Raw genomic sequence first — 286 nt, forward strand, 5'->3', positions numbered from 1 at the left:
TGCTTGACTCATGCCATCCTTTAAATCAATCATTTTGTTAAATAAGGCTTTAGTATAGGTCTCAGTTACATTTGTAGAAACATTCTGCTTCAATTGTGTCATCGCAGAATCGCTCATCTTGCTGGCAATAAAGCTATGACCACTTGAAGTCTGATAATCAATTTGCATTTGCTCTGGATGATCCGTTAAAATAGAAGCTGCTTTTTCAGATAAATCACTGGGTAAAGTCACTACCATATAGTAATCTCCATCTTCCAATCCCTTCTTTCCTTCATCTTCATCCACG

At 37.1% G+C, this 286-nt stretch carries 1 pseudogene; it reads right to left on the reverse strand.

Features of this window, described 5'->3' with window-relative positions:
• Window positions 1-286: pseudogene (locus tag WKI42_RS10830) on the reverse strand (hypothetical protein); the annotation flags it as partial.

It is taken from the genome of Streptococcus pseudopneumoniae (assembly GCF_038148935.1).
Lineage (GTDB): Bacteria > Bacillota > Bacilli > Lactobacillales > Streptococcaceae > Streptococcus > Streptococcus pseudopneumoniae_U.